Origin of the sequence: Gluconobacter sp. DsW_056 (genome assembly GCF_002153595.1) — a bacterium.
GTDB lineage: Bacteria > Pseudomonadota > Alphaproteobacteria > Acetobacterales > Acetobacteraceae > Gluconobacter > Gluconobacter albidus.
The window spans coordinates 19,379-42,131 of the sequence record NZ_JOPF01000008.1; the positions used below are offsets into that span (position 1 = coordinate 19,379).

Genomic DNA, 22,753 nt, shown 5'->3' on the forward strand with positions numbered 1-22,753 from the left:
TGCAGGGCCTGTGGCGTTCCTTACACGGTTCGGGCGTTATGGAAACGGTTTGTTTTGAAAATGAATTTCGGAGAGTGCGCATGAAACGACGTCATTTCCTGCGGGCAGCTTCGGCAGCCCCAGCGTCTCTTGCGGTTTCGGCAGCCTTGCCGGCGGCTCAGGCACAGGCGGCCGGAAACGAGGACAACGGAACCGGCCCCTACGGAGAACTCGATATTGTGGCCAAGTTCGATGGCCCTGGTCCGTCCGGGATCGTGGTGCTTCCGGACGGCCGGACCTTTGTCGGCTTTCCCCGCCACGCCGTGGATCACAAGGGTGCCACGCTCGGCGAACTGGTGGACGGAAAGGTCGTGCCTTATCCAAGTCCCGAGATGAGCCTTCCGGGGGCCGTTCCAGCAAAGTGCCTTGTTTCTGTCCACGGCATGACGACAGACCGTCAGGGACGGCTCTGGGTGATTGATGACGGCAAGCGCGCCGGACATCCACTGCAGCCCGGAGCTGCCAAGATCGTCTGTATCGACCCGACGACAAACCGGGTCGCTCACAACATCATCCTCAAGGCGCCCGCCCTGCTGCCGGACAGTCACATGAACGACCTGCGGGTCTCACTGTCGCACGGCGCTCAGGGGACCGTTTTCGTGACGGACTCGTCTTTCGGCACAAAACCTGCCCTCGTAATCGTTGATGTCGCCACCCAGCAGGCGCGGCGGGTTCTGACCACACATCCTGCCATTCTTCCGGAAGCCGGGTTCATGGCCATTGTCGAGGGCGAGCCGCGCCGTTACCTCCCCGGACATCCACAACTGGTCTCTGGAGGCGTGGACGGCATTGCCCTGACGAAAGACGAAAAAAATCTCTATTTCTCGCCCCTGACCAGCCGTCGGCTCTACAGCCTGCCTGTGGACCTTCTGGCAGACCCGACGTCAGACGATACCGTCCTGGCGCCTGCCATCCGCGACGAAGGCGAAAAAGGAGTGGCGGACGGACTGGCGCTGGATGACCATGACCGTCTTTACACGACCAATTACGAACATGACTGCATCCTGAGACGCGATCAGGATGGTTCTTTCACAATGATGCTCCGTGATCCACGCGCCCTGTCACCGGACGGCATTTTCGCAACGGCGGATCATGTCTATTGCACGTTCGGGCAGTGGAACCGTCTGGCGTCGTTCAATGGCGGCAAGGATCGCCGGGTCACGCCCTACCTGCTGGTCCGCTTCCCGATCGAACAGCCGCAGCCCTATGATGCGGTTCCAAAAGGGCAGAAAGCCTGAACCCGAAACGCAAAACGCCCCGGCAGAATTCATCCACCGGGGCGTCTGCAGACCTGTATGTCTGAACCGGGTATCAGGCCGTTGTTGACGGTGCCTGACCTTCCGGGGTGTGCTTGTCCACGGCAGCCGGGAGAAGCTGTGCCAGCGCAGGAAGGATCGTCCCGGCGGGCAGGCCCGTCTTGGCCACGATCGTCTGGATCTGCTGGTCCGTCAGAAGGCTGCGCAACTCGTCGGTGGTGATGGGCAGGTTCTCGCCATTGCCGATCCAGGAGTGGATCTTGTCGGTCAGTCCGGCGCTCTGGGCCTGGCTCAGCAGCATGTTAAGGCCGTCACCTTTGAGGAATTCGCCGATGCTGCCGCCGAATTTATCGCCAAGCTGGCCGCCGATCGCGCCCACAGCCTGGTTCATGAGGTTTCCAAGAAAGCCGCTCATCCGTGTTGTTCCGTTCTTTCAGGCGCGGCGTTTCGGGCCGCAGTTGGTGCAGTGTTAGGAAGTCCGCTTGCCGCTGAGTTCCTGCGGAACCTCGACGTCGATTTCGAGCATGGAGCAGCCACTGCCACGATCAACCTTGATCTGGACCTTGTCCTGATCGACGGCGACATGGCGCGCGATGACTTCCATGATTTCCTTGTGAAGCTGACGGATCAGGTCGGACTCACCGCTTTCTCCCCCCGAACTGCGTTCATGAGCGAGCAGGATCTGGAGCCGATCCTTGGCGACGCTGCTGGACTGCTGGCGTCGTGCGAAAATATTTGCGAGAAAACTCATGAACTCATGCGTCCCTCTTGAAAAGCCAGTCAAGGAAACCGCGCTTTTCGACTGGAACCGAGACTTCGAGCTTCTCGCCGCTTAGGCGACGGGCTGCTTCGAAATAGGCGCGGGCAGGAAGGCTCGTGGGCGCAGCCAGAGTGACAGGCGCGCCGACATTGGAGGATTTCAACACATCCTCGCTTTCCGGAACAATGCCCAGCAGCGGGATGGACAGGATTTCGAGCACGTCTTCGACGCTCAGCATTTCCTTGCGCGCAGCGCGGGCCGGGTCGTAGCGGGTCAGAAGCAGGTGCTTGTCGACCTTCTCGCCCTGTTCGGCCTTTTTGGTCTTGCTGTCGAGCAGGCCGATGATCCGGTCGGAGTCACGCACCGAGCTGACTTCGGGATTGGTGACGATCACGGCCATATCGGCATGATACATGGCAAGCTGTGCGCCACGTTCGATGCCGGCCGGGCTGTCGCAGATCACCCAGTCGAACTTCTCGCGAAGCTCGTCCATCACGCGGGCTACGCCCTCGGAGGTTAGAGCGTCCTTGTCCCGGGTCTGGGAGGCCGGAAGGATCGACAGCGTCTCACAACGCTTGTCGCGGATCAGCGCCTGCGACAGGCGGGCATCGCCCTGTACGACGTTGATGAGATCGAAAACCACCCGGCGCTCGGCGCCCATGACCAGGTCAAGGTTCCGCAGCCCGACATCGAAATCAACCACCACCACATTCTGCCCGCTCTGAGCGAGAGCGGCGCCGAGCGCGGCGGTTGATGTCGTCTTGCCGACGCCACCCTTGCCGGAAGTGACAACCAGAACCTTGGACATGAATACTCCAGAAAAACGTCTCTTCGGTCTGCGCCTGCCTGTAACAGGCCAACGCGGGCCGATTTCTTATTCTATGAATGTTTTACACCCCGCGGCAACCTGCGAATAGGGGTGCTTTCATGGCAGCCTACGTCACGTTATTGCCCGGATCACGCAGGCAGCGGCAGCACGCGGACCCGGTCCTCATCCAGAGCGGCCTGCGCGGCGTGCCCCAGAAGCGTGGGATCAATGTCTTCCGTAACCGCATAATAGCCATCAAGCGCCAGCAACTCGGCCTGCATGCGGCTTGCGAAAATACGGCTCTGGGACTGCCCGCCCACGCCCGCAATCGCTCGTCCACGCAGGGTTCCGTAAACGTGGATTGAACCCGCAGCCACGATTTCAGCGCCAGAAGACACCGATCCGAGGATGATCACATCGCCCTGCATATGCTGGATGCTCTGACCCGACCGCACAGTCTGGTCGATAATGAGGGTCCCGCCGCCCGAAACCGGCCCCGCCGCACTGGCAGACGGATCTTCCGGAATCTCGACTTCCCCGGCCGGTCGGCCACCATCCAGCATTTCCGGCCAGTCCCAGTGCGCGACAGCCGGCCAGTGCCGGCTTCCACCCTCAAGACCGATAATCCGGACACCCCGGCCCCGGATATCGTCCAGAAGCGTGGCCAGACCCGGCGTGTTTTCGTTGAGGAGGCCGAGATCCAGAATGATCGGTTTTCCGGTGAACAGTCCGCCGGATCGGGCGACCTGATAGTCGAGGCCGTTCAGCCAGAGGGGGAGGGGCGCCTCGGGAGACAGGACGAGCGCGAGGAAGGAGCGGCCACGGGCGCGGATGCGCATGGGGGCAGTCGAAGAGGGTGCGGAAACGGGATCGGGCATCGTGAAAATCGTCGGACCTGTGTCGGGCAGTCGGTGAGGCTCTTGTGAGCGGGTATCGGCTGACTTAGAAAGTGGCAATGCGTATCCTGCATCACCTTCCACTTTCTCCGCAATGCCGTCTTGTGAGGCTTGCCCTCACTGAGAAGCGACTCCCGTTCGAACCCGTCATCGAGCGGGTGTGGGAGCAGCGTGAGGAATTCCTCCGTCTCAATCCGGCAGGCGAAGTGCCTGTGCTGGTTGAGGAAAATGGTCTCGCCGTGCCTGGCGGACGTGTCATCTGCGAATATCTGGAAGACGCCTATCCCGATACGCCGCTTCTGGGGCGTACTTTTGCCGAGCGGGTCGAGACCCGGCGGCTCGTGGACTGGTTCGACACCCGTTTTGCGCAGGAAGTCACCCGGAACCTTCTGGGCGAGAAGGTGGACAAGCGCCAGTTCGGGCGTGGCCATCCGGACGGCAATGCGCTTCGGGCCGGTTACGCGAACATGCGCTTTCATCTCGATTATATCGGCTGGCTGGCGGAAACGCGGTCCTGGCTGGCTGGGCCTGCGCTGTCGCTCGCGGATTTCGCAGCCGCGGCCCATCTGTCGGCGCTCGATTTCATCGGCGACGTGAACTGGTCCAAGGCGCCCGCGGCAAAGGACTGGTATGCCCGTGTGAAATCCCGGCCCTGTTTCCGGGGGCTGCTGTCTGACAAGGTCAGTGGCATCACGCCGCCCGCGCATTACGCCAATCTGGATTTCTGAGGCCTGTGATGATGAATCCCGATGTGATTGTGCTTGGAGCCGGTGCAGCGGGGCTGATGGCGGCGGCTGTCGCAGGGCAGAACGGTGCACGGGTTCTGGTTCTGGATCACGGGCCGGAGCCGGGACGCAAGATCCTGATTTCGGGGGGCGGACGCTGCAATTTCACCCATCTTGAAACCGGCCCGAACTGTTTCATTTCCCAGAACCGACATTTCGCCCGCTCGGCGCTGGCGCGGTATACGCCGCAGGATTTCCTCAAGCTCGTGAACCGCTATGGCATTGCCTGGCACGAGAAAGCGCGCGGGCAGCTTTTCTGTGATGGCTCGGCTGGGCAGATCGTGGACATGCTGGTTTCGGAGTGTCGGGCCGCTGGATGCGAATTCCGGATGCAGACGCGGATTCTGGATGTCCGCCGGGCGGAGCACGGATTTATTGTCGTGACGGATGGCGGCGAGATCCGCACGGGCTCCGTGATCCTTGCGACTGGTGGGCTGTCCATTCCCAAGCTCGGGGCGTCAGACCTGTCGCTGCGGCTGGCGCGGAAATTCGGACTGCGCGTGGTGCCGACGGCCCCGGCGCTCGTGCCGCTGGTTCTGGGAGATGCCGATCCGGAACTTGCAGGCGTTTCGCTGCCGATCGTGGCGCGGGTGGGCAAAAAAGGCCCGCGGTTCGAGGATGGGATGGTCTTCACCCATCGCGGCGTGTCAGGCCCGGCAATTTTGCAGATTTCGTCCTATCTTGAGAGCGGCGATGCGGCGCAGATTGACCTGCTGCCGGGACAGAATGCGCTGAACGTGCTGCTGAAGGTGAAGAAAGACCGACCGAAAGCCCTCCCGCCGAGCCTGCTGGAAGCGCTGCCCCAGCGGCTGGCGCGTGTTCTGGCGGCGGGAATGGGCGATACGATGCTGGCGAACCAGCCGGACCGCGCGATCAAGGCGCTGGCCGAGCGGATTTCGAACTGGCAGCTCCGTCCCGCCGGGACCGAGGGCTATGCCAAGGCGGAAGTCATGCGCGGCGGGATCGACACGCGGGATCTGTCATCCCAGACGCTGGAGGCCCGGGAAATTCCCGGACTTTACGCGATCGGGGAAGCCGTGGACGTGACGGGCTGGCTTGGTGGGCACAATTTTCAGTGGGCCTGGGCAAGTGGTGTGGCGGCAGGGCAGGCGGCAGGCGGGCATCGCTGAGGGGGCATTGCCACAGGATTGCCATGCTGGCGTTCGATCAGGCGGAAACCGATGACGCGGCGATCCGTTTGCGTTTCTCTGATGTCCGGTTTTCAATCCGGTCGATTTAAGGACACATCCATTATGTCTCGTTCCGTTTTCCGTCATGTTCTGCGTACTGCGGCAGGTCTGTCTTTTCTGGGGCTGGGAGCGTGTGTCGGGACGGCGGCGCCGGGGCCGATTCCGCCGGGCACGCCCATTGCCGGCTATGGTTATACCTGCAAGGCCGGGATCTATACCTGCAAGATGCCGACACAGGTTCCGCTCGGGGCACCGTGTTCGTGCCCGGGTCTGGGAGCGGCGTCTTACGGAAATATCCACCAGCCGTAAGACGCGTGGCATTGGCCGTATTGCGTTGAACGGGTAGGACATGCGCCATGCAGGAGAATATTTCCGGAATGGCGCAGTTTTTCCCCTGGATTGTTGCGGCGGTCGCGCTGGTGGTTGCTCTGCTGGCGATCCTGCGGGGCGGCAGCGGGGGCGGGCAGCTCGAGCGGCTTCTTGAGCGTGAGGCTCAGGAGCGCTCGCAGGACGTTGAATACCATCGGGCCCATCTGTCGGAAGTTGAGCGCGTCCTGTCGGGGCGGCTGGACCAGTTCCGGCTGGAAACCAGCGAGCGGCTGAGTACGCTGGCCCGTAATCTGGGGCAGGATCAGGCCGAAGGGCGTCTCCTGCTGTCGGATGCGCTGCGGGAGATGGCGCAGAGCCAGAATGAACAGATCGAGCGCATCCGGGCGACCGTGAATGAGCAGCTTCACGGTGCTGTGGAAAAGCAGATGCAGACCAGTTTCCAGCGTGTGGTGGAGCAGTTCAGCGCCATGCAAAAGGCGCTGGGCGAGGTCACGAGTGTGACGGCGCAGATCGGTGACCTGAAGCGCCTGTTCTCGAATGTGAAGACGCGCGGGGGCTGGGGCGAGGCGCAGTGCCGCTCAATTCTGGACGATATTCTTCCTGAGGGCAGCTATGACACCAATTTCCGCCTCGGAACGGCAGGTGAGAACGTCGAATTTGCGGTGAAGATGCCGGTGCGGGGCACGGAGACGCCGCCACGGCTGGCGATTGACAGCAAATTCCCGACCGAAGCCTATGAAAGATTGCTGAACGCCTCGGATGCCGGGGATGCGCTGGCGGAACGTCAGGCGCGCCGCGAACTGGAAAACGTGATCCGGTTTGAGGCAAAGAAAATTGCCTCCAAATATATCCTTCCGCCAGTGACCGTTGAATTTGCCGTGCTGTATCTGCCGACTGACGGGCTTTATGCCGAAATCGCTCGGATGCCCGGCGTGATTGACGAAATCGGGCGCCTGCACCGTGTAATGGTGATGGGGCCATCGCTTCTGCCGGCGATGCTCCGGACCGTGCATCTTGGATATGTCACGCTGACGCTTGAAGAACGGACAGAGGCGATTGCCGGGCTTCTGGGGGCGACGCGACAGGAGATGCTGCGGATGGACCAGGTGTTAGAAAAGCTGCACCGCAACGCCGGGACGATGGGCAATACGATCGAAGAAGCCCGCCGGCGGACGCGCGTGCTTGGGAGGCGTCTGCGGGCGCTGGACGGAACGACGGACGACATGGAAGAGGCGCTGGACGGACCGCCTTCTTCCTGAGGCTCCGGCCTTAAGACCGATTTTAATTGGATGACACGGTGGGCTGCCCCATGTGATGATGATGACCATGACGTCCGCACATGACTCCGGGGCGCCTGAGCGCCTTTCCGAACCTTCTCCCCGGCTTCTGCTGATCGAGGACGACGACAGCATTGCGGCCGAGGTCGTGGAGGAACTCACGACGCGCGGCTATGACGTCACACGAGCTGCGACGGGTGTCGAGGGGCTGGATCACGCCTGTACCGGCCAGTTCGATCTGATGATCGTGGACCGGATGCTGCCGGAACTGGACGGCCTGACGGTGATCGAGAGCGTGCGTGCGCAGCGGATTACCATTCCCGTCCTGGTGCTTTCGGCGCTTTCAGCCGTGGATGACCGTGTTAGCGGCCTCAAGGCAGGGGGGGATGATTACCTGACCAAACCCTTCGCCATGGAAGAACTCGCTGCCCGTCTGGAGGCTCTGCTGAGGCGTCCGACGGACAGTCGTGTGACGGTGCTCCGCGTTGGTCCGCTTGAGATGGACCTGATCGAGCGCCGGGTGTTCCGGAACGGGCAGGAAATTGATCTGCTTCCGCGGGAGTTCCGTCTTCTGGAATACATGATGCGTCGCCCGGACACGGTGCTGACGCGAACGATGCTACTGGAGGATGTGTGGAATTACCGTTTCGTTCCCCAGACAAATCTGGTGGACGTTCATATCGGAAAACTGCGTCGCAAGATTGATCTGCCCGGCGAGCCACCGCTCATTCACAGTATTCGCGGCGCCGGGTTCAGTCTGCGTGTCACGGGCTGAGCTGCGCTTTTCCGAACTGTTCCGGGCTGATCTTTTCCGGACGGCGACGTTCCGACTGACGCTGGCCTTCGTTGTGGCGATCATCGCCGCAATGGCGTTGCAGTTCGGGCTCGTCTACGGTCAGATGAACGGATACGAGCAGCAGCGCTCGACAGATCTGCTTCAGCGTGAAGCCGATCAGCTTCTTCAGGAAAGTCCGGCCCAGCTTGAATATGAGGTTCGGGAGCGCAGCAAGACTGATCTGCGCGTGATCCTCAACGGGGCTGCGCTGTTCGACATGAACCGTAACCGGATTGCGGGCGATATCAAGAAATGGCCCGTCGGGCTGGAGGTCTCGCCCAGAACGCAGCGTCTATGGGACGCGCCTCCCGGTGATACACCCTATGAAATGCGCTATCTGGCCGTCGAGGTAGAGGGGGTGCAGGGAAACCGGGACCGCATTCTCGTTCTGGCGCGCTCGCTGCATATGGCCAATGAACTGCGCTACATCACCAAGCGTGCGGCGCTGATGTCTGTGGTGCCGATCGTAGTGTTTGCCCTGATGGCGGGAATTTTTCTGAGCCATCGGGCGCTGGGGCGCGTCAAGGATATGCATGAGGCGATCGACCGCATCATGGACGGAGACCTGCACGAGCGTCTGCCGACCGGACGCGAACGCGACGATATCGAGCGACTTGCGGTATCGGTCAACCGGATGCTGGACCGGCTGGAGCATCTGCTCGACGAGATCCGGGACGTGGGCAACGACATTGCCCATGATCTGAGGACGCCTCTGGCACGGGTAAAGGCCCGGCTGGAGCGGGTGTCGTCGATTACGAATGATCCCGCAGCGCTTCAGGGCGCGATAGAGCGCGCCACGCTGGATCTGGAACAGTGTTTCTCCGTCATTACGGCCCTGCTGCGGATCGGTGAAATCGAGAACGGGCGGCGTCGGGCCGGGTTTGCAATGCTTGATCTGCGTGAACTGCTGGCCGGGGTGGTGGATCTGTACGAACCGATTGCCGAGACGGAGGGCATTCTCCTTGAGGTCGTGGACTCGGATAAAGCGGTTCCGCTGTTCGGGGACATGGACCTGCTGAACGAGGTTCTGGCCAATCTCGTGGACAATGCGATCAAGTTCACGCCCGCGCCGGGAACGGTCCGGCTGAGTGCGGGGCAGGGAGCTGACGGATCGAGCTGGCTGCGTGTCAGCGATACGGGAATCGGTATTGCAGAAGAAGAGCGCAAGGCCGTCATGGGACGCTTTTACCGTTCGGATAAAAGTCGTCATGTTCCGGGAAGCGGGCTGGGGCTGAGCCTCGTGTCAGCAATCCTGCGGCTGCATGGAGCATCGGTGGATATCGTGTCCGCAAGGCCCGGTCATACGCTGCCTGGAGCTGTTTTCACCATTCATTTCGCGCCCGCGACACCTGTCTGAAAAGGCACGAAATGTTGCGTAGCGTGTCAATATTTGCCGCGTGTCTTGATATTTAAACAGAATTTTCCTTGTCGTCTGAGTCTCGATGGATATGACTCGGATCAATTTGCAAGGGGACACCCGTTGAGAATGACCGGACCAGGAAGAGCCCCAAGGGGTTGTCTGACCGCATGAATGCCATTGTCGTTACCGCGCTGAAGCGGCCTTACACTTTCGTTGTCCTGTCGATCATGATCCTGATCTTCGGGGTCCGGGCCATCGTTTCCACGCCCACGGATGTCTTTCCTTCAATCAAGATTCCGATCGTGGCTGTCATCTGGTCCTATACGGGCCTGATGCCTGAGGACATGTCGGGGCGTATCGTTTATTATTACGAACGTTCCCTGACGGCGACGGTCAGCAACATCGAACATATCGAAAGCTCGTCCTATTACGGACGTGGCATCGTGAAGGTGTTCTTCCAGCCGGGAACCAATACGGCGGTGGCGCAGACGCAGATCACGTCTGTGTCCCAGACGGTCATCAAACAGTTGCCGAACGGTTCGACCCCGCCGCTGATTCTGGCAATGGATGCGTCGTCGGTTCCGGTTCTGACGTTGCAGGTCAACAATCCGACCATGTCCGGGTCGGAAATCTATAACATGGCGTCCAACCTGATCCGGCCGGAACTGATTTCCGTGCCCGGGGCCGCGATCCCCAATCCCTATGGTGGTCTGGCTCCGGACATCATGGTGGATATCGACCCGATCAAGCTGCTGGCGCACAGACTGTCTCCAGAAGACGTGGCGACAGCGCTGAACCTGCAGAATATCGTTCTTCCGGCAGGCGATCAGCGGATCGGCCAGCTTGACTGGATGGTGAAGACGAACTCGACGCCCCTTGATCTGGAAGTCTTCAACAAGATGCCGATCAAGCAGGTCGGCAATTCCGTGATCTATCTGCGTGACGTTGCCTGGGTGCATCGTGGAGGGCCTCCGCAGATCAACGCAGTCCTTGTGAAAGGGCAGCAGGCAGTCCTGATTGTCATCCTCAAAAGTGGTGATGCTTCCACGCTGTCCGTCGTAAGCGGCATCAAGAAGCTCCTGCCGCAGGTCGAGGCAACGCTGCCAGCCGGAACGACAGTGAATGTCCTGACCGATGCGTCGAGCTTCGTAAAGGAATCGGTCGTGGACGTGGTGCGTGAGATGATCACGGCCGCGATCCTGACCAGCCTGACGGTTCTGCTGTTTCTTGGCTCGTGGCGTTCGACCATCATCGTGGCGACATCCATTCCGCTGGCAATGCTGTGTTCGATCATCGGGCTGAGCATCGCCGGGCAGTCCATCAATGTGATGACGCTGGGCGGTCTGGCGCTGGCGGTTGGTATTCTCGTCGATGACGCGACCGTCATGATCGAAAACATCGACGCGCATCTCGAAACCGGGAAGGAACTGGAAGACGCCATCATTGATGCCGCCAACCAGATCGTCATCCCGACCTTCGTGTCCACGACCTGTATCTGCATCGTGTGGCTGCCGCTGTTCGAACTGACGGGGATTTCGGGCTGGCTGTTCATGCCGATGGCCGAAGCCATCATCTTTGCCATGATCGCTTCTTTCATCCTGTCGCGGACGCTGGTGCCGACGATGGCGAACTGGATGCTGGCGGCTCAGGTGCGGATGCATCGTGATCCTGAATGGCACCATCGCAAGACCGGAATTTTCGGGCGTTTCCAGCGGGGATTTGAGGCGCGATTCTCCAGTTTCCGCGAGCATTACAAGGTCATCCTTGAAACCCTGATTGCGATTCGCGGTCGTTTCGTGATGCTGTTCCTGCTGGCGGCCGTATCGTCCATGGCGCTCCTGCTGTTCATCGGTCAGGACTTCTTCCCTGAGATCAAGTCCGGAACGTTGCAGATGCACATGCGTGCCCCGATCGGCACGCGCCTAGAAGAGACCGGCAAGATTGCAGGGTTGGCGGAACGCAAGATCCGGAGCCTGTTGCCGGGTCAGGTGGTCAATATTGTCAATAACTGCGGTCTGCCGTTCAGTCAGCTGAACCAGGCAATGATTCCGTCCCCGACCGTGGGATCGCAGGACTGCGACATCACCATCCAGCTGCGAAACTCCGAAAGCCCGATCCCGGAATACCGCCGCAGGCTGCGCAAGGGTCTGACGAACGATTTTCCGGGAACGGTCTTCACGTTTCAGCCGGGCGATCTGACGGCCAAGATCCTGAACTTCGGTCTGCCATCTCCGATCGACGTGCAGATCGTGGGCCGCGATCTGAGCGAAAACTTCAAATTCGCGACACAGATTGCCCAGAAACTGCGGCATATTCCGGGAATTGCGGATGTCTCCATTCAGGAGCCGATGACGCAGCCGACGATCCTGGTGAACAACCGACGCAGCTTTGCGCTGGGAACGGGTATTACCGAGCGGGACGTGGCCCTGAATGCTCTTGTGACGCTGTCCGGTAGCGGGCAGGTCGGCCAGACCTACTACCTGAACGCGCAGGGCACGTCGCAGCTCATTGATGTGCAGACCCCCGCGAATTATCTGCAGACCATGAACGATCTGGAAATTCTCCCGATCGACAAGGGGGACGGTAACCCGACAAACCAGACGCCGCAGCTTCTGGGAGGGCTGAGTGCTCTGGTGCAGACCGGGACTCCAGCAGAAGTCGCGCATTACAACATCATGCCCGTGTTCGACATCTATGCTGCGCCGGAGGACATGGATCTGGGAACGGTTTCAAGAGCCGTGAACCGGATCGTGGAGGAAGAACGCAAGCTGCTGCCGCATGGCTCGACCATGGTAGTCCGTGGACAGGCTGTGACGATGAACGATGCGTATGTCCAGCTCGCAGGTGGCCTCGCGCTGTCGATCGTGCTGGTTTACCTGATCATTGTCGTCAACTTTCAGTCCTGGCTTGATCCGTTCGTTATCATCTCGGCGCTGCCAGGGGCTCTGGGCGGTATCTCGTGGAGCCTCTTCCTGACGCATACATCCATGTCGGTACCGGCACTGACGGGGGCGATCATGTGCATGGGTACGGCTACGGCCAACGCCATTCTCGTGGTAGCGTTTGCCCGTGAGCGGATGGACGAGCATGGTGATGCCATTCTCGCGGCTCTGGAAGCGGGCTACGAACGTATCCGTCCCGTCATGATGACGGCGCTTGCAATGATCATCGGCATGATCCCGATGTCCATCAGCAATTCCGACAATGCGCCGCTGGGCAAGGCAGTGATCGGTGGTCTGCTGGTTGCGACCGTTGCCACCCTGCTTTTTGTTCCCTGCGTTTTTGCCCTTATTCATTACAAGCGGCCTGCTGGGCCTGAAGGAGACCGCGCGTGAGCCATTCTACGGATCAGGGGCAGGTGCCTCCGACAAACCATCAGGCCCGTACGGGCTCAGGCGCGCGCGGCAAGCTCATTCTGCTGGTGGTGATCCTGCTGGCTATTGCACTCGCGGCATGGGGAATCGTGCAGCGGGGCACGCATTATCACTCCCTGAGTGGCGCGACCGAAGAGGCGGCCATTCCGCCCGTTACGCTGATTACACCGCAGCCGGGACCGAAGACACGACAGGTCGATCTGCCTGCCAATCTTGCCGCATGGTACGAGGCGCCGATCTACGCGCAGGTCTCGGGCTATGTGAAAATGTGGTACAAGGACTATGGCGCACATGTGAAGCGTGGGGATGTTCTGGCGGAAATCAGCACGCCGAGCATCGACGCCCAGTTCGAGGCTGCCAAGGCGCATTACAACGTCATTCTGGCGCGTTATAATCTGGCCGTCATCACCACACAGCGCTGGACGGCGCTGAAGGGAACGCAGGCCGTATCACGTCAGGAAGTGGACGTGCAGGCCGCAAATGCCGCCGCGCAGAAAGCCGAACTGGAAGCCGCACGCCATGACGTGGACCGCTTCCAGGCGCTTGAAGATTTCAAGAAGATCGTCGCACCCTTTGATGGAATCGTGACGTCCCGTCTGGTGAACGTGGGTGATTACGTGAATGCGGGCGGTGGCAATGTGAATTCCCGCGGTGCGGCATCGGAGCTGTTTTCGGTGGCCGACGTCCACAGGATGCGCGTGTTTGTTTCGGTGCCGCAGGATTTTGCGAGTGTGATTTCGCCGAAGATCGAAGCCGAACTGACGGTTCCCCAGTATCCGGGAAGTCATTTCCGGGCGACCTTTCTTGCGACGGCCAATGCCTTCAACGCCGCAACCCGTACGGTGACGACAGAACTGACCCTGGATAATGACGATAATCTGTTGTGGCCGAATTCCTATGCGACAGCGCATATCTCGGCCCCCGGAAACCCGAATATTCTGATCCTGCCGGAAGGTGCGATCATTTACCGGGCCGAAGGGACGCAGGTCGCGAAGGTCATCAACAACCACGCGCATCTGGTGAACGTCACCGTTGGGATCAATTTCGGGACGACAGTTCAGGTGCTCAGCGGTATTACAAAAGACGACCGCGTGGTTGCCAACCCTACGGCTGATCTGCTGGAAGGGGACGAAGTCAGGATCGTCCCGACCACACCGGGATACAACACGCCAGGCAAGGCGCTGCAGGATGCGGATCAGCAGCCTGTCCGCCAGCATGACGCAAACCCCGAAGAGGCCGGATCACGCTGATGAAACCGGAAAGTTCCCAGTCATCTCCCTCCCGGAAGAGCGCATCAACCCGCAAGCGTTCCATCTGGCGTCTTACGACGGCTCTGGGCGGCGTTCTGTCCATCGGGCTTGCCTCCTGCGATCTGGCCCCGGAGTATCATCCGCAGAAATTCCTTTACCCTGAAGGATGGGAAGGGAAGGGGCTGATGGTCAACGCGCAGCCTGCGGATGGTGCCGTCCGGAGTGACTGGTGGACCATGTTCAACGATCCCATTCTCAATGGGCTCGAACAGCGCATGCTCGCCGTCAATCCAGATCTGCAGGCCCAGGCGGAAGCCTTTACGCAGGCCCGGGACGTGGCGCGCGAGACGGAAAGCCGTCTGTACCCGCAGCTCACGGGCGGCTCTCACATGAGCTACAACAAGGGCTCCGTGGGGCGGCTGTACAACAATCCCGCAACCAGCAGCAGCCTGGTTTATGAATCCAACCAGGCCTATAGCGGCGCTGCCACGTGGGAGCCGGATTTCTGGAATTCCATTCGCAATACGACGCGGATGCAGAAAAACCTCGCTCAGGCTTCTGCCGGACAATATGCGCTGGCAAGGCTTAGTCTGGAAGCGGAGCTGGCATCGGATTACGTCGCCCTGCGCGGTCTGGATGCCCAGAACGCGGTTTATGATGATTCCATCCGCTACTTCCGCGCGGCTGTAGAGATTACCGAACTGCGTCAGGCCGGATCGATCGGTGCGGGGCTGGACGTCTCGCGTGCCGAGACCCAGCTCTATTCGGCGCAGGCTGCAAAAAGCAATCTGATTGCCCGACGCAATGTCATGGAACATGCCATCGCAGTCTTGCTGAACACGGCCCCGGCAGGCTTTCACATCGCGCCTGTCAAGGACGTGAAGATGCATTTCGGCGTGGTGAAGATCAACGCCGGATTGCCTGCATCCCTGCTGGAGCGTCGCCCTGACATCGCGATTGCCGAACGCCAGATGGCGGCTTCCGCACGCGCGATCGGTGTATCTCGTGCGGCCTTCTATCCACACATCACCTTCAGCGCGGAAGGCGGATTCGAGGATGGTGGCTTCGATCTGGCCAGTATTTCCCGCGCCTTCTGGAAAATTGCCGTGCAGGCGGTCGAACCGGCCTTTACGGGTGGCCTGAGACGCGCAGCGTTGCAGCGCTCGTGGTCGCAGTACCGCGGAATGGTGGACAATTACCGTTCTGTCGTCCTGTCCGCGTTTCAGGATGTCGAGGATGGTCTGACCCAGACGCGGCAGTTCAAGATTGCCCAGGATCAGCAGCAGAAAGCTGTTGAGGCCGCGCTGCGGACACAGAACATGACCATGGCGCTCTATACGGGTGGCTTGTCGAACTATCTTGATGCGCTCGTGGCGCAGCAGGATGCGCTGCAGGCGCGTCTGGCGGAGGTCGAGGTGCAGACGGCACAGGTGCAGTCCTCCGTGCGTCTGGTGCGTGCTCTGGGCGGGGGCTGGAGTGCCAGCAACCTGCCGGGCGTCAAGCAGATCGATCCTTTCGGCCCGCTTCAGTACAAGGATCTGCGGACTCCGAAGCCGGTCAGCGGCATCGACAGTCATGCGTCCCCGCTGGACAACGATCTGCGGGGCGATCAGCCCCCGGTCAATGTTTCGCAAGGCTTGACGGGGCGCCCCTAACTGGTCTAGGGGTCCGCCTCACTTCGAACGCGGGAGGAGGAGGCATGGCCGACTCCGTTGAACCGCGGTTCGGGAACGACAAACAGGGGAGTCCCGGATATGGCCAAAAAAGTTGTTGGCTACATCAAGCTTCAGATCCCGGCTGGTAAAGCCAATCCTTCTCCGCCGGTTGGTCCGGCTCTGGGTCAGCGCGGCCTGAACATCATGCAGTTCTGCAAGGAGTTCAACGCCAAGACCCAGCAGCTCGAGCCCGGCATGCCGATCCCGGTGGTCATCACCGCCTATGCGGATCGCACGTTCTCCTTCATCACGAAGACGCCGCCGAACACGTACTTCCTGCTGAAGGCTGCCAAGATTTCCAAGGGCAGCCAGACGGTTGGCAAGTCAGCTGCGGTTGGTTCCGTGACGACGGCTCAGCTTCGCGAGATCGCTGAGACGAAGTTCAAGGACATGAACGCCAACGACATTGATGGCGCCGTGCGCATGCTCGCCGGTTCCGCCAAGTCGATGGGCCTGAACGTGGTGGAGGGCTGATCCTATGGCCAAGAACAAGCGTCTGAACGCCGCACAGGCAACTGTCGAGCGTAACAAGCCGTACGGCCTGACCGAGGCTGTCGCTCTCGTGAAGAGCAACGCCAAGGCAAAGTTCGACGAGACGATCGAAATCTCGCTGAACCTCGGCATCGACCCGCGTCACGCTGACCAGATGGTCCGTGGTCTGATCTCCCTGCCGAACGGCACGGGCAAGACCCTGCGCGTTGGCGTGTTCGCCCGCGGTCCGAAGGCTGAAGAAGCCTTGGCTGCTGGTGCGGAAGTCGTCGGTGCAGAAGATCTGGCTGAAAAGATCCAGGCTGGCGAAATCAACTTTGATCGCTGCATCGCGACGCCGGACATGATGGCTCTCGTGGGTCGTCTGGGTAAGATCCTCGGCCCGCGCGGTCTGATGCCGAACCCGCGTCTCGGTACGGTAACCATGGATGTCAAGGGTGCCATCACGGCAGCCAAGTCCGGTCAGGTCGAGTATCGTGCCGAAAAGGCCGGTATCATCCATGCGGGCGTTGGCAAGGCTTCCTTTGATGAAGCCAAGCTGGTCGAGAACATTAACGCTCTGGTCGATGCCGTGCAGAAGGCTCGTCCGACGGGTGCCAAGGGTACGTATCTGAAGAAGGCAGCCCTGTCTTCCACGATGGGTCCGGGCGTTCGCGTTGACGTTTCGAGCTTCGAAGCCTGATTGACAGGTGGTCTTCCTTCTGGGAAAGACCACCACGAAATGGCGTCACGCCTTCGGGTGTGATGGCTGAGGGGTGGCCTGCTTGCAGGTCGCTTCCAAACCTGTCCAAGACCGCACGTGGACCTTCGGGGCCTTAAGGATCTTTCGGGATCGCGGGCGTCAGACGGGGCGACAGTATTCAGTGGCGCTGCTGCGATGTGCTGGGTTCGCTCACTTCTGTGGACAGGCGAGCGGAGCTGCTTCGAAAGAGGCGGCTCCATGGGTAACCTGGTCTGGCGAAAGCTGGACTGACGAGGAGACAGGTTTTGGACCGTACGGAAAAACGGGCCTTTGTTGAGTTCCTCGCCGATGTGTTTGGCAGCACGTCCATGGTTGTCGTCACCCAGAACAAGGGTCTGACGGTTGCTGATGTGACGGAACTGCGTCGACGCATTCGTGCGGCAGGGGCGACATACAAGGTTGCGAAGAACCGGCTGGCCAGCCGTGCTCTGGATGGGACCCAATTCGACGGCATCGCGCCGCTGCTCAAGGGACCGACCGCGCTTGCGTGGTCTGAAGACCCGGCATCAGTAGCAAAGGTGATCGTCGAGTTCGCCAAGACGAATGACAAACTGGTGGTGCTTGGTGGCGCCCTGGGTTCCCAGACGCTTGGCGTCGACGGAGTCAAGGCCCTCGCCGAGCTGCCGTCGCTGGACGAGCTGCGTGCGAAGCTGGTGGGTATGATCAATACCCCCGCAACGCGTATCGCAGGCGTTGTCCAGGCGCCGGCTGGCCAGCTTGCTCGCGTCTTTGGTGCCTATGCCAAGGCCGGCGAAGCAGAAGCCGCCTGAGAATGAAGGCCCGCGCTGCGGCGTAGGCCTGAACCTGATCAACAGTACATCAATTTAGGATAAGACCATGGCCGATCTGGCAAAGATTGTTGAAGAGCTGTCCGCTCTGACCGTTCTGGAAGCTGCAGAACTTTCCAAGATGCTTGAAGAGAAGTGGGGCGTTTCCGCTGCTGCTCCGGTTGCAGTTGCTGCTGCTGCTGGTGCTGCTGCTGCTCCCGCTGAAGAGCAGACCGAATTCACGGTTGTCCTGGCTGACGCCGGCGACAAGAAGATCAACGTGATCAAGGAAGTCCGTGGCATCACGGGCCTCGGTCTGAAGGAAGCCAAGGACCTGGTCGAAGGCGCACCGAAGACCGTCAAGGAAGGCGCGTCCAAGGACGAAGCTGCCAAGATCAAGAAGGCTCTTGAAGACGCCGGTGCCAAGGTCGAAGTCAAGTAATCTACTGATTTCGGGCTGCGTCGTTCGCGTCGCAGCCACTGCCTGGCAGACAGATGGGGCGGGGATCGCATGCGGTTCCCGCCCGATTTGCCGTTGGAGCAGAACGGGCGTATAGTGCGCGGCTCGCCACGTACTGAAAATTTCATAACGGCCGGTCGTTCCGGTCGTCCGCAATGCAGAGACCTGTTCTCGGCACGGTTTGCGGGCGACTCGAAGGTCTGGTGCAGAGGGCAGAAGAGATGAACGCGATCACCAAATCGTTCACGGGACGCAAAAGGATCCGCAAAAGTTTCGGGCGTATTCCCGAAATTGCGCCGATGCCCAATTTGATCGACGTGCAGCGCGCCTCTTATGAGGCATTCCTGCAGATGAACGTAAGTCCTGACAGCCGGCAGGACGCCGGTCTTCAGGAAGTCTTCCGTTCGGTGTTTCCGATCAACGATTTTGCGGGTCGCGGTCGTCTGGACTTCATGTCCTACGAATTCGAAGATCCGAAATATGATGTCGAGGAATGCATTCAGCGCGGTCTGACCTATGCGGCGCCGCTGAAGGTTATTCTTCGTCTGACGACGTGGGATATCGACGAGGACACCGGTTCACGTTCGATTCACGACATGAAGGAACAGCCGGTTTACATGGGCGACATGCCGCTCATGACTGATAACGGCACCTTTATCATCAATGGCACAGAGCGCGTCATTGTCTCCCAGATGCATCGTAGCCCGGGCGTGTTCTTCGATCACGACAAAGGCAAGACGCATTCTTCGGGCAAGTACCTCTTTGCCGCCCGCGTCATTCCGTATCGTGGTTCCTGGCTCGACTTCGAGTTTGATGCCAAGGACCTGATCTATGTCCGTATCGACCGCAAGCGCAAGTTGCCGGTCACAACTCTTCTTTATGCGCTTGAAGGTGCAAACTATCTCGCGCAGCGTGAGCGGAAGATTGCTGACGGCGGTGACGTAGACGGCCTCGATATCCGTGGAATGGATCAGGATGAAATCCTGTCCTACTTCTACCAGACTGTTCCCTTCACCCGTCTGGGCGGTGAATGGGCCCGTCCTTTCGATCCCGATGCATTCCGTGGCCTGAAGCTGCTCAGCCCGCTGGTTGATGCTGACACAGGTGAGGTGGTTGCCGAAGCCGACGCCAAGCTGACTGCGCGTATGGTCCGTAAGATTGCGGAAAAAACCCGCGTCGTGCAGGTTGGTCGTCTCGATATCCTCGGACGCTTCCTTGCCTATGATCTCGTGAATGAGAATACAGGTGAGATTTACGGTGAGGCTGGCGAAGAGCTGACGGAAGACCGTCTGACGACGCTTGAGGAGATGGGCATCACGGAGCTTCCGCTTCTGTCCGTTGACGGCTCGCACGGTCCCTGGATCCGCAACACGCTGGCTGCTGACAAGAACAGCAGCCGTGATGAGGCCCTGATCGACATCTATCGCATCATGCGTCCGGGTGAACCGCCGACCAAGGAAACGGCGGAAGCCATGTTCCATGGTCTGTTCTTCGACCAGGGTCGCTATGATCTTTCTGCGGTCGGACGTGTAAAGATGAACATGCGTCTTGATGTGGACGCACCCGATACCCTGCGCGTTCTGCGTAAGGAAGACATCCTGCGCACGATCAAGATCATGTGTGAACTGAAGGATGGCCGCGGCCAGATCGACGATATCGACAACCTCGGTAACCGTCGTGTTCGCTCCGTCGGCGAACTGATGGAAAACCAGTATCGCGTTGGTCTGCTCCGCATGGAACGTGCCATCCGCGAGCGTATGGGTTCCGTCGACATCGATACGGTCATGCCGCATGACCTGATCAATGCGAAGCCTGCCGCGGCTGCTGTGCGCGAATTCTTTGGTTCCTCGCAGCTCAGCCAGTTCATGGATCAGACGAATCCACTTTCCGAAGTGACGCACAAGCGTCGTCTTTCGGCGCTTGGTCCGGGCGGTCTGACCCGTGAGCGCGCAGGCTTCGAAGTTCGTGACGTTCACCCGACGCATTACGGCCGTATCTGCCCGATCGAGACGCCGGAAGGCCCGAACATCGGTCTGATCAACTCGCTGTCGACCTATGCCAAGGTGAACAAGTACGGCTTTATCGAGACGCCTTATCGTCTGGTGGAAGAAGGCGTTCTTCAGGATGGCTGGAAATATCTTTCCGCCATGGAAGAAGAAAAGCTCGTTGTTGCCCAGGCTGATGCCAAGCAGGACGATCATGGTCGTCTGACGGATGAACTTGTTTCCGTTCGTCGTTCGGGTGACTTCCGCGTTGTCCCGCCGGAGCAGGTCACGGCCTGTGACGTTTCGCCGAAGCAGCTTGTGTCTGTCGCTGCCGCGCTCATTCCGTTCCTTGAGAACGATGACGCCAACCGCGCACTGATGGGCGCGAACATGCAGCGTCAGGCTGTCCCGCTGGTGAAGGCTGATGCCCCGCTGGTCGGTACCGGCATGGAAGCCGCTGTCGCGCATGACTCCGGTGCCACCATCGTGGCCAAGCGCCGTGGTGTGATCGACCAGATCGACGGTGCCCGTATCGTGGTGCGTGCCACGGACGAGGCTGGCGCCACGCAGGGCGTGGATATCTATCGTCTGCGCAAGTACATGCGTTCCAACCAGTCCACCTGCATCAACCAGCGTCCGCTGGTGAAGGTTGGTGACACGGTTCATGCAGGCGACATCATCGCTGACGGTCCGTCCACCGAGCTTGGTGAACTGGCTCTGGGTCGTAACGTGCTCGTCGCGTTCATGCCCTGGAACGGTTACAACTTCGAAGATTCCATTCTGATCTCCGAGCGTATTGCCCGTGACGACGTCTTCACTTCGATCCATATCGAAGAGTTCGAAGTCATGGCCCGCGATACGAAGCTGGGTCAGGAAGAAATCACGCGTGACATTCCAAATGTCGGCGAGGAAGCCCTGCGCAACCTCGACGAAGCCGGCATTGTGTATGTTGGTGCGGAAGTGAACCCGGGTGACATTCTCGTTGGTAAGGTGACGCCGAAGGGTGAAAGCCCGATGACGCCGGAAGAAAAGCTTCTGCGCGCCATCTTCGGTGAAAAGGCTTCCGACGTCCGTGATACGTCCCTGAAGCTGCCACCCGGCACGACTGGCACGATTGTCGACGTTCGCGTCTTCTCCCGCCGTGGCGTGGACAAGGACGAGCGCGCCATGGCGATCGAGCGCGCCGAGATCGAGCGTCTCACGAAGGATCGTGATGACGAGCGCGGCATTCAGGAGCGCAGCTTCTATAACCGTCTCCGTGAACGTCTGGTGGGCCAGACGGCCGGTGCCGGGTTCAAGGGTCTCCGTTCGGGCACGCCGATCACGGAAGAGGTTCTGGACGAGCATCATCGCGCGACCTGGGCCAGCATTACGGTCACGTCCGACGACGTCATGGCGGAGCTTGAAAAGCTGCGCGGTGAGTTCAAGGAAGCGACGCGCCGGATTGATGCGCGTTTCGACAGCAAGGTCGAGAAGCTCCAGCGCGGTGACGAACTTCCGCCTGGTGTGATGAAGATGGTCAAGGTTTTCGTTGCCGTGAAGCGCAAGCTTCAGCCGGGTGACAAGATGGCTGGTCGTCACGGTAACAAGGGTGTCGTCTCCCGCGTTGTTCCCGTCGAGGACATGCCGTTCCTTGAGAACGGTCAGGCCGTCGACATCGTGCTGAACCCGCTGGGTGTGCCGTCGCGCATGAACATCGGTCAGATTCTCGAGACCCATCTGGGCTGGGCCTGTGCCAATATCGGCGCCAGCATTGGCGAGATGGTGGACGAGTATCAGCGGACGGGTGAGCGCAAGCAGGAACTGCTGGATCGTCTGCATGACGTCTACGGAGACGTGGTCTTCAATGACGACATCGCGACGCTGCCGAATGAGCAGCTGATCGAGCTTGCGAACAACCTTCGCAAGGGTCTGCCGATTGCAACGCCGGTGTTCGATGGCGCTTCCATTCCCGACATCGAAGAGATGCTCGAGAAGGCAGGCGTGAACAAGTCGGGTCAGTCGCAGCTGATCGATGGTCGTACAGGTGAGCTCTTTGAGCGCCAGACGACGGTTGGTTACATCTACATGCTGAAGCTGCATCACCTTGTCGATGACAAGATCCATGCCCGTTCGATCGGTCCTTACTCGCTTGTCACGCAGCAGCCGCTGGGTGGTAAGGCGCAGTTCGGTGGTCAGCGCTTTGGTGAAATGGAAGTGTGGGCCCTTGAAGCATATGGTGCAGCCTACACGCTGCAGGAAATGCTGACGGTGAAGTCGGATGACGTGTCCGGCCGTACCAAGGTCTATGAGGCAATCGTTCGCGAACAGGACGATTTCGAAGCCGGCATTCCGGAGAGCTTCAACGTTCTGATCAAGGAACTGAAGTCACTCGGCCTGAATGTCGAACTCGAGCAGAGCGGGCTTTAATTGCCCGCTCCCTCCTTCTCGCTACG

General features: G+C 60.0%; 19 protein-coding genes. 15 read left to right on the forward strand and 4 right to left on the reverse strand.

The window, feature by feature from the left end; all coding sequences use genetic code 11:
- Window positions 1-80: 80 nt before the first annotated feature.
- On the forward strand, window positions 81-1,277 hold the full coding sequence (locus HK22_RS06320) for an SMP-30/gluconolactonase/LRE family protein (RefSeq protein ID WP_086648720.1): 1,197 nt from the start codon (window positions 81-83) through the stop codon (window positions 1,275-1,277).
- A gap of 73 nt (window positions 1,278-1,350) precedes the next feature.
- Here the strand turns inward: HK22_RS06320 and HK22_RS06325 are convergent, their stop codons facing one another.
- The 4 genes from HK22_RS06325 to minC all read right to left on the reverse strand — a co-directional run bounded on the left by HK22_RS06325 (window position 1,351) and on the right by minC (window position 3,741).
- Window positions 1,351-1,710 (reverse strand): YidB family protein, encoded by a 360-nt coding sequence (locus tag HK22_RS06325; protein WP_062027250.1) that lies wholly within the window; start codon window positions 1,708-1,710, stop codon window positions 1,351-1,353.
- Window positions 1,711-1,764: 54 nt separating this feature from the next.
- On the reverse strand, window positions 1,765-2,046 hold the full coding sequence (gene minE, locus HK22_RS06330; protein WP_062027252.1) for a cell division topological specificity factor MinE: 282 nt from the start codon (window positions 2,044-2,046) through the stop codon (window positions 1,765-1,767).
- Window positions 2,047-2,050: 4 nt separating this feature from the next.
- On the reverse strand, window positions 2,051-2,863 hold the full coding sequence (gene minD, locus HK22_RS06335) for a septum site-determining protein MinD (protein WP_062027254.1): 813 nt from the start codon (window positions 2,861-2,863) through the stop codon (window positions 2,051-2,053).
- Window positions 2,864-3,012: 149 nt separating this feature from the next.
- Window positions 3,013-3,741 (reverse strand): septum site-determining protein MinC, encoded by a 729-nt coding sequence (gene minC, locus HK22_RS06340; RefSeq protein WP_086648721.1) that lies wholly within the window; start codon window positions 3,739-3,741, stop codon window positions 3,013-3,015.
- Between the two features lie 77 nt (window positions 3,742-3,818).
- On the opposite strand from minC, the gene HK22_RS06345 reads away from it, so the two are divergent.
- The 14 genes from HK22_RS06345 to rpoB all read left to right on the forward strand — a co-directional run bounded on the left by HK22_RS06345 (window position 3,819) and on the right by rpoB (window position 22,727).
- Window positions 3,819-4,487, forward strand: a complete 669-nt coding sequence (locus HK22_RS06345; RefSeq protein WP_062027256.1) for a glutathione S-transferase family protein — start codon at window positions 3,819-3,821, stop codon at window positions 4,485-4,487.
- Window positions 4,488-4,498: 11 nt separating this feature from the next.
- Window positions 4,499-5,674, forward strand: coding sequence for an aminoacetone oxidase family FAD-binding enzyme (locus tag HK22_RS06350; protein ID WP_077803919.1), 1,176 nt, complete (start codon window positions 4,499-4,501; stop codon window positions 5,672-5,674).
- A gap of 123 nt (window positions 5,675-5,797) precedes the next feature.
- Window positions 5,798-6,043, forward strand: a complete 246-nt coding sequence (locus HK22_RS06355) for a hypothetical protein (protein ID WP_062027258.1) — start codon at window positions 5,798-5,800, stop codon at window positions 6,041-6,043.
- A 47-nt stretch (window positions 6,044-6,090) separates the two neighbouring features.
- The gene (locus HK22_RS06360; protein WP_086648722.1) at window positions 6,091-7,323 is read left to right on the forward strand and encodes a DNA recombination protein RmuC; all 1,233 of its coding nucleotides are present in this window, start codon (window positions 6,091-6,093) and stop codon (window positions 7,321-7,323) included.
- Between the two features lie 61 nt (window positions 7,324-7,384).
- Window positions 7,385-8,116, forward strand: a complete 732-nt coding sequence (locus HK22_RS06365; protein ID WP_086648793.1) for a response regulator transcription factor — start codon at window positions 7,385-7,387, stop codon at window positions 8,114-8,116.
- 16 nt (window positions 8,117-8,132) lie between these two features.
- Window positions 8,133-9,533, forward strand: a complete 1,401-nt coding sequence (locus HK22_RS06370; protein ID WP_086648794.1) for a HAMP domain-containing sensor histidine kinase — start codon at window positions 8,133-8,135, stop codon at window positions 9,531-9,533.
- A 170-nt stretch (window positions 9,534-9,703) separates the two neighbouring features.
- On the forward strand, window positions 9,704-12,871 hold the full coding sequence (locus tag HK22_RS06375; RefSeq protein ID WP_086648723.1) for an efflux RND transporter permease subunit: 3,168 nt from the start codon (window positions 9,704-9,706) through the stop codon (window positions 12,869-12,871).
- A gap of 77 nt (window positions 12,872-12,948) precedes the next feature.
- Complete coding sequence (locus HK22_RS06380) at window positions 12,949-14,160, forward strand: efflux RND transporter periplasmic adaptor subunit (protein WP_233142464.1); 1,212 nt, start codon at window positions 12,949-12,951, stop codon at window positions 14,158-14,160.
- Window positions 14,160-15,815, forward strand: a complete 1,656-nt coding sequence (locus HK22_RS06385) for an efflux transporter outer membrane subunit (RefSeq protein ID WP_233142453.1) — start codon at window positions 14,160-14,162, stop codon at window positions 15,813-15,815. The genes HK22_RS06380 and HK22_RS06385 overlap by 1 nt, the downstream gene beginning before the upstream one ends.
- A 99-nt stretch (window positions 15,816-15,914) precedes the next feature.
- Window positions 15,915-16,349: a 50S ribosomal protein L11 gene (gene rplK / locus HK22_RS06390; RefSeq protein WP_008852418.1), complete on the forward strand. Its 435-nt coding sequence runs from the start codon at window positions 15,915-15,917 to the stop codon at window positions 16,347-16,349.
- Between the two features lie 4 nt (window positions 16,350-16,353).
- Complete coding sequence (rplA, locus tag HK22_RS06395; RefSeq protein WP_062110027.1) at window positions 16,354-17,046, forward strand: 50S ribosomal protein L1; 693 nt, start codon at window positions 16,354-16,356, stop codon at window positions 17,044-17,046.
- A 305-nt stretch (window positions 17,047-17,351) separates the two neighbouring features.
- Window positions 17,352-17,876, forward strand: coding sequence for a 50S ribosomal protein L10 (rplJ, locus tag HK22_RS06400; protein WP_062029280.1), 525 nt, complete (start codon window positions 17,352-17,354; stop codon window positions 17,874-17,876).
- Window positions 17,877-17,943: 67 nt separating this feature from the next.
- Window positions 17,944-18,315 carry a 50S ribosomal protein L7/L12 gene (gene rplL / locus HK22_RS06405; protein WP_062029282.1) on the forward strand — a complete coding sequence of 124 codons (372 nt, stop codon included), beginning with the start codon at window positions 17,944-17,946 and terminating at the stop codon, window positions 18,313-18,315.
- 239 nt (window positions 18,316-18,554) lie between these two features.
- On the forward strand, window positions 18,555-22,727 hold the full coding sequence (gene rpoB, locus HK22_RS06410; protein WP_086648724.1) for a DNA-directed RNA polymerase subunit beta: 4,173 nt from the start codon (window positions 18,555-18,557) through the stop codon (window positions 22,725-22,727).
- The last annotated feature ends 26 nt before the right edge of the window (window positions 22,728-22,753 follow it).